Genomic DNA, 8,058 nt, shown 5'->3' with positions numbered 1-8,058 from the left:
CTACCCTGCTCGAAGGCAGTGTAAAAGTATCGGCCGGGAAACTGAGTAATATCATTAAACCGGGCCAGCAGGCAAGGTTTGACCACGGCCTGATCGACGTTATGAAAGTAGATGCGGATGAAATGGTGGCCTGGAAAAATGGCTTTTTCTTTTTTGAAGATAACGATATTAAAGAGGTAATGTTACAGCTTTCCCGTTGGTATGGTGTTGAGATAAAATATGAAGGGCAAATGCCTTCAAGAAGGTTTTCGGGCGAAATCTCCAGGAATGTCAACTTATCCCAAATACTGGATATTCTGAGCTTTAAGCAAATCCATTGCAAAATAGATGGGAAAACAATTATTGTAATGAATTAACACAAATAAGCAACCAATTATTCACCTTAAAATAAAAGAACCATATGGAAAAATAAATACAAATCCGGCCTTCAAAATTTAGGCCCCATCCCCATTTATGGTTACCTCAAAAAAAACGCATCCCGACGGCCATCGGAATGCGATAAATATTGAGTTGACCCTCCCGAAAACCGGGAATAAGTTTAGTGTCTCTAACTCTGTTAACCCAACACAACAAAAGTATGAAATTAAATGCTTTTCCAATAGTCATGCATTATCCATGGCTACGCAAAATGTTATTAGTTATGAAATTAACTTCTCTGATCATATTAGTTGCCCTGCTGGAATGTAGTGCAAAAGGCTATGGTCAAAAAATCAACCTGGATGAAACAAATTCTTCATTAAAAAAGGTGCTTCATCAAATAAATAAACAAACAGGGTATGTGTTTTTTTATGATTCAAAAGATGTACAGAACAAAAGCGTAACTATTCATCTGAAAAACGCCTCAATAGACGATGCTTTGACGGAATGTCTTAAAAATCAGCCATTAAGTTATAAAATGGTTAATAACAATATCGTTCTTCAGCAAATTGAGAAGCCTGTTAATGATATGGTTGCCAATTTAAATGTAAGTCCTGTAAAGATAAGCGGTCAGGTATTTGACAGTAAAAATATACCCTTGGCCGGCGTGACCATTGCTGTAAAAGGTAGTCAAACTATCGCTATATCAGACGCTAATGGTAAGTTTAATATAGAGGTACCTGACGCGAAAGCAATACTTGTTTTTTCGTTTGTTGGCTATGTTAAAAAAGAACTACAGGTTACACCAGGTACCAGCATGTTGGTTAAAATGGAAACCGACGTAAGCGGGCTTAGCGAAATAGTAGTGGTGGCTTATGGCACCCAGAAAAAAGAGAACCTTACGGGTGCAATAGGAGTAATTAAATCATCCGCACTTGAAAACCGCCCTACATCTTCACCAGCCAATTTATTGCAAGGCCTGTCTCCGGGTGTTACCGTTACTACACAAGGTAGCTACCCCGGTGCAAGCGCCAATATTAAAATCAGAGAATCCTCTACCTGGCAGGGTGGAACAGACCCGCTATACGTGATAGACGGTTTTGTAAGGGATGCGGCAACATTTGCCACAATCAACCCGGCCGATATTGATAATATCAGTATCCTTAAAGATGCCGCGTCAACTGCTATTTATGGTATCAGAGGCGGTAACGGTGTTGTTTTGGTTACAACGAAACATGGAGTGGCCAACAAAACCTTTATCTCCTACAATGCATCGTATACAACGAATAACCGTGAAATTACACCGCGGAGAATGAATGCTTTCGATGCTTATACTTTTGCCAATGAGGCATTTGCTCAAAAAGGTTTACCGGCAACCGATCCGAGCTATTATACGCCCGATGAATTAGATTATTTCAAAACCCATTCATACGATTGGTTAAAGGATACATGGCGTAATCCATGGAATACTTCGCATAATTTGTCAGTAAGCGGTGGTTCGCAGGCAGCCAGATATTACATATCGGCCGGATATTTCCAGCAGGAGGGCGCAACTTCAAATTCTTTTCGCAAATATAATTTAACGGCAAAAGTGGATGGGCAAATTTCGGAGCGATGGAGTTATAATTTAAATATCCAAAGCGAATGGAATAATGGAAGCCGTCCATTCTGGGCCTATGATTACGGCGATTTCAATTTGTCAAATATGTACAACAGGCTCTTGATGGTAAACCCCGGTCGCCCGTCTTTTATTAACGGCCTTCCTGTTGGTAATTTTGATAATACCAATACTGCCAACCTTGCAAATGGAAATGGTGGTTACACCAAACCATCCGGTAATAATATTACGCCAATTTTCCAATTGAAATATGATATTCCTGGTATAACCGGGCTATCGGCAAAAGGTACTTTTGCTTACAATACCACTAATAATTACACTAAGGCGTGGCGTAATGCTCCTTATATTTATTATTTCCAGACCAGCGGCGACCATAACCACATTGTTACCGATAAGTTGGATTTGACAAGGTCTGGCGGCTACCGGATATTAGATCAGGCTCAGATCTCAGGAATTGGTGCGCCTACCGAACTGGAAGAGTCGTATTCGCAATTATCTAATTATCAGTTAAATTTAATGCTGAACTATGATCGCTCCTTCGGCCTGCATAATATTACCGCATTTGCCGGGTACGAACAATCTGCATATCGGGGCCATTATTCAAACATTTGGGATGATAATTACAGTAATCCTAATTATCAGCAAATTAACGGAGGATCAACCAATAGCACTGATTGGTACATCAGGGGCGACCAAAATCAGCCCACAGGTTTTGCCTCTTATTTTGGCAGGATCGACTACAATTACGCGTCAAAGTATTTGCTTGGTTTTACCATGAGGGCTGATGGCTCTTATATTTTCCCCGCAAATAAGCGATGGGGATATTTCCCGGCTGTTTCAGCGGGCTGGAATATCGCCAATGAAAATTTCTTCGCAAATTATACCAAATTCTTTGATATCTTAAAGCTACGCCTTTCTTATGGAATAACCGGAACGGATAATACCGCTCCATGGCAGTGGCAACAAACCTACAACTTTAACGCAAACTCAGGTATATATATAGGGTCAGCACTTCCTCCGTCAACAACATTGGGTTCTACTATTAATCCCAATATTACGTGGGAAAAAAACCACAACTACAATTTAGGCTTAGATTTTGGTATGCCCAAAAGGGTACTTACCGGCACAGTTGATTTGTGGTACAAGAAAACCACCGATATTCTTGGTGCGCGTGTAGCCTCCGTCCCCAGTACGGTTGGAGCAAGCTTACCTGCGGTTAACTATGGAATAGCATCGGCACGGGGTATTGAATTATCCCTTAGCCACGAAAAACATATCAATGATTTTTTCTATCGTGTGTCTGCAAACTGGGCATATTCTGCTAACAAATATCTAAAGGTTGACCAGGCCGCTTCGGTTCGGGATTACCAAAATTTGATTGGGCAGCCAATTAATGGAGTTATATGGGGGTATGTATCGGAAGGAATTATCAGAACACAGCAAGATGTAGACAATATATTAAAAGCTAACGGGCCTAATTTTACCATATTCGGTAGCAAGCCACAGCCAGGTATGTTGATGTACAAGGATGTTCGGGGCCCGCTGGGTACTGATGCTCCTGATGGAAAAATTGATGGAAATGACCAGCAAGTCATTTCTAAAAATGGCATACCGCGTGTTAATTATGGCTTCAACTTTACATTTGGTTGGAAAGGGCTTAACCTAACCGCCATATTCGCAGGATTGGGACGCTACGATATCATGCCTACCGATGTATACTACAGACGTCCTTTGCCTGGTAACGATAATTTAACTGTTTGGAAAAATGCATGGACACCGCAAACAGCAGCCACCGCTACTATGCCAAGCCCGATCATGACCGATTGGCAAGGCACAAGTAATAGCGAGGTTTCCTCTTCATTTTGGTTAAAGAATGGTGCTTTTTTGAGGTTGAAGTCTTTGATTGTTGATTACAGCTTACCTGCCAGTTTGTTGGCGAAGGTGAAAATCAAAGCTGTAAAAGTTTATTTCAGCGGCGAAAACCTGTATCAATGGAATCATGTAACTGATTGGGATCCTGAACTGGGCGGCGACTTCAGAATGTACCCGGTATTAAGAGGGTTTACCTGTGGATTAAATGTAACACTTTAAACATTAAATTATTAGATCATGAAACTTAAATTCAATATACTGTTCATTTTATTGGGGATAATTGTCTTAACAGTATCCTGTAAAAAAGTATTTGATGTTGATCATCCGGGAGGCCCTATTACTCCCGAGCAAGAATGGGGGAGCTCTGATTTTGTGAAAGGATATGTAACCAATTTCTACAATATTTTGCCGTCATGGAACAGGAATGAAGAACTTGCCGGCGAAGCTTATTCTGGCGGCAGTGGTGGAAATGGCCTTAATTCTTTTCTTAAAGGCACCTATACAAGCCAAAGCGGTTACCCTGACAGGGTTTGGGATTGGGGAACAGTAAGATCGATCAATAACTTTTTTGCGAATATTGATAAAAGTAAAACTGTTTTATCTGATGCCGATTATCGAAGCCTGAAAGGCCAGGCATACTTCTTTCGGGCCTATTTATACTACAGAATGGTAAAAGTATTAGGCGGAGTTCCTATTATTACCGCGGTTCAGGATCCGACAGCAGATATCAATACCTTGCTGGTAAAAAGAAATTCATCGCTCGAATGTTTTGATTTTATCGGCAAGCAGTTAGACAGCGCTATTAATTTGTTGCCTGCTACCTGGGGTTCAAGTGATATTGGCCGGGTTACCAAAGGTGCGGCAATGGCTGTAAAAGGGGAAGCCCTGTTATTAAAAGCAAGTCCATTGTTTTGTAAAACACCCAACGCAACCTATTGGAGTGATGCTTATAATGCCTTGTTGGCAGCTAAAACCGAGTTAGATGCCGATGGTTATGGCTTATATACCGATAATACCTCAAAGCCAAATGAAAACATGTGGTATGATAAGGCTGCTGCTGCTAAAGAAATGGTTTTAAGTTTACGCTATCATTATCCCGAAAAAACGAATAGCTTTCAACAGGGGCAAAGGCCGTTAACCGAAACCTCAGGTGCGGCAGGATCATGTGACCCTACCTGGGAAATGGTGCAGGCCTATCCTATGAAAAATGGTCTTTCAATTTCAGACCCGGCTTCGGGCTATGACCCTACAGAGTTCTGGAAGGACAGGGACCCACGTTTTTATCAAACAATAGTATATAACGGTGCCAGGTATGATTTTGCGGATATAACGCCCCGCGTTCAATGGATATTTAATGCGATTGCTGGTGATGATGCCTATAAAGCCACTCCTAATTATAATATCACCGGTTTTTATTGCCGTAAAGGGATCGATACCACCTTGGGTTCGAGCGTCTGGAACCGCCAGGCTTTTGATTGGCCCATCATAAGGTACTCGGAAGTGTTACTTAACTTGGCAGAAGCTGCTAATGAAGTACAGCATTCTGCTGAAGCGAGGGCGTACATCATTCAAATACGTCAAAGAGCTCACATAATTGCAGGAGCCGGAAATTATGGATTAGCTGCATCTGTTGGTTCTGACTATCAGGCTACTTTGAACGCTGTTATGACCGAACGGGCAATAGAGTTTGCTTTTGAAGGAAAACGGTTCTGGGATTTGAGGCGCAGGCGAATGTTTAATGTGCTGAATAACATGGGTACCCTGCATGCTTACGGACCTTATTTTAACAGTGCAGCGGCATCCTCTCAATATCATATTGATATTACGCAAAGTAACAGCGGGATAGCTTCGCAGCTTTCTAACCTCATTGTAAATTCACCTGCTTCGTTTGATCGTAATGCGTTTCTTAAGGCTATTACAAATTATAAATATGAGCCAATAGACCCGGGCGCTACCAGTCAGATCAATATACCTGATGCTTATTATTTTGGTGCTATTGATCCGCAATATATTTTGCAAAACAAAAACCTGCGGCAAAATGTGGGCTGGGATAATGGAACCTTTAACCCGGTAATTCAATAGCGTACTTCGGGTATTGAGAGCACCTGGGGTTTAGTTGATGAAGCGCCCTGTGTTATGCGGGGCGCTCTTTTACAGTTGATCTTGAAATTTTCTGCCAAGTAAATATTTCTTAGAAATTCCATGAAGTTGTATGTAAAGACGATTTCATCAATTCAAATAAACTAAATTATGTTGCAAAAAAATCTTTTACTGTTCACATGTATTATAATGGCGAATTTTGTATTCGCCCAAACCAGGTTTCAAACAAAGTGGCTAAAGATAAACGTCAACAAAACCGGCTTTGTTACAAGTGTTTCTTCAATTCAAAGCCAAAAAGAATATTCGCCGAAAAGATTTACATCGCCTTTTATGTCGCTATATGTGGGAAAGGAAAAAATATATGAACCGGTATCGTTTTCCTATAATAAACAAAACAAGAAAATTAAACTTTCATTTTCTAATGGTTCGATAGCAAGTATTGAAGTAATTAATAAAAGGAACTATCTGCAATTCAAATTGCTGTCGTTGACCAACCGCAGTAATATTACTAATGTCGTTTGGGGGCCATATAAAACTACTATCTCAAAATATATCGGCGATATGCTTGGCGTGGTGCATGATGGAGATTTTGCTTTTGGCATTTTTTCATTGACTGATAATACTACTGGCGGCTTGCCTTGCGAGGGCGATTTATCGCAGGGGTATTATTATGTTCATGCTACAGATCCGGTTGCAAATCCTTTGCCTGCGGGCTTACATGAAGGGCAACGTTCCCGTTTTGGCGGCGATGGTATCAGTGATGTTGCTATGTCTTCACATCCCGAAGACTATTATAAGACTAATAGCGGGATAGCTGCACAGCTTGCGCCAGAGTATGGCTCGTATGTGGCTTTGCAATCAAGAGATAGAAGGATCAGGCATTTAGATTTTTTTACTTTGTTGCCTGGATATGAACATATGAATCTGCCGCGCCATCAATGGGTAAACTCTATTCCTGTTGATTTCATTGGTTCATCGATTGCGATGTACGCTTGCCCTGATACCGCCGTAATTGCAACGTTGGGGACAATCACGAAGAATGAAAAGCTACCTTACATTACTACATTGGATAATAAATGGATTCGTGATCCTCAATCATTCAAAGCTGATTTGGCATGGGATGGTAAGCAAGATAGCCTGGTGAGCTATGCAAAACAACTTAGTGTTTATAGTGTGCAGGACGAGGGCTTGGGCGAATATTATCCAAACCCAGCCGACCGTTGGGGCACGAAAAGGGTTACAATCAATCACCAAAAAATTTCTATTACAGATTTTACCAGGAAAACCAATCCATACAACATTGCTTATGGTTTGCATACCTTGTGTGAATTTTTGCAACCCAATTGCAGCGACGTGTCACCCATTCCGAGTGATAGTTTGGAAACGTTGTTTTCAACTTACCTCGCAAAAAATATTTCCGCTGCGGATACGATTATTGAGGTGAGAGATACAACTTTCCTGAATGAGTATGGCGGCTGGGAAGGTAATCATACCAACGTTTTGAAATTGGGTAAAGAACTGATTGAATACAATGGGGTAACCACTACACAGCCGTATACTTTGTTGCATGTAAAACGCGGATTTTATAAAACATATACTGCTGCCCACTCTGAGGGGGACAAGATGGATAAGCTGCAACCGAATTGTTATCATGGTTTCGCCCCCAATATTTCTTTGCAGGATAAGTATGCGGAGTATTATGCTAAATTTTTGATCGATGGCGGTATGAATTATATTGATTTTGACGGATTGGAGAGTTGCGTGTATCAGGGGCAGGGAACTTATTCTGAAAAACGTTTCTACAGAAAATTATTCGATACGTATCATCGTTTGGGCGGAAAGTATTTAAGAGTAATGGGCTCGGGTATTTCAGAAGGCGGTTGGTTGTATATGAGTACGAATAATGTTGGCGGCAATAGTAATATGTATAACCCGGTTACGGATACGTGGGGCATTGAAGGGAAGGATATTCGAAACGGAAGCCAAAGTAATTATTTGCCCTGTACTTTTGGTATCCAGAATTTTTCTTCAAGCTGGACATATCAGCAGGCAGATAATCTTCAATCGCGTGCTATTGGCTGGGATGCAATGTATATGCTGGGCTTGAGTGA

At 41.1% G+C, this 8,058-nt stretch carries 4 protein-coding genes; all 4 read left to right on the top strand.

Going from position 1 to position 8,058, the window contains the following annotated elements:
• The coding region (locus tag VF500_RS23255; RefSeq protein WP_330861965.1) for a FecR family protein at positions 1-356 on the top strand (356 nt) is incomplete at its 5' end.
• Between the two features lie 284 nt (positions 357-640).
• The gene (locus tag VF500_RS23250) at positions 641-4,066 is read left to right on the top strand and encodes a TonB-dependent receptor (RefSeq protein WP_330861964.1); all 3,426 of its coding nucleotides are present in this window, start codon (positions 641-643) and stop codon (positions 4,064-4,066) included.
• A gap of 18 nt (positions 4,067-4,084) precedes the next feature.
• Positions 4,085-5,929: a RagB/SusD family nutrient uptake outer membrane protein gene (locus VF500_RS23245; protein ID WP_330861963.1), complete on the top strand. Its 1,845-nt coding sequence runs from the start codon at positions 4,085-4,087 to the stop codon at positions 5,927-5,929.
• A 579-nt stretch (positions 5,930-6,508) separates the two neighbouring features.
• The coding region (locus tag VF500_RS23240; protein ID WP_330861962.1) for a hypothetical protein at positions 6,509-8,058 on the top strand (1,550 nt) is incomplete at its 3' end.

The sequence above is a fragment of the Mucilaginibacter sp. genome, assembly GCF_036383575.1.
In the GTDB taxonomy this organism is placed as follows: Bacteria; Bacteroidota; Bacteroidia; order Sphingobacteriales; family Sphingobacteriaceae; genus Mucilaginibacter.
Note: the sequence above shows the minus strand (reverse complement) of the source record. Positions and strands in the feature narration are given on the sequence as shown.

Coding starts and splice junctions, on each gene's coding strand:
- VF500_RS23245 (WP_330861963.1), top strand. CDS start 4,085: ATGAAACTTAAATTCAATATACTGTTCATTTTATTGGGGATAATTGTC.
- VF500_RS23250 (WP_330861964.1), top strand. CDS start 641: ATGAAATTAACTTCTCTGATCATATTAGTTGCCCTGCTGGAATGTAGT.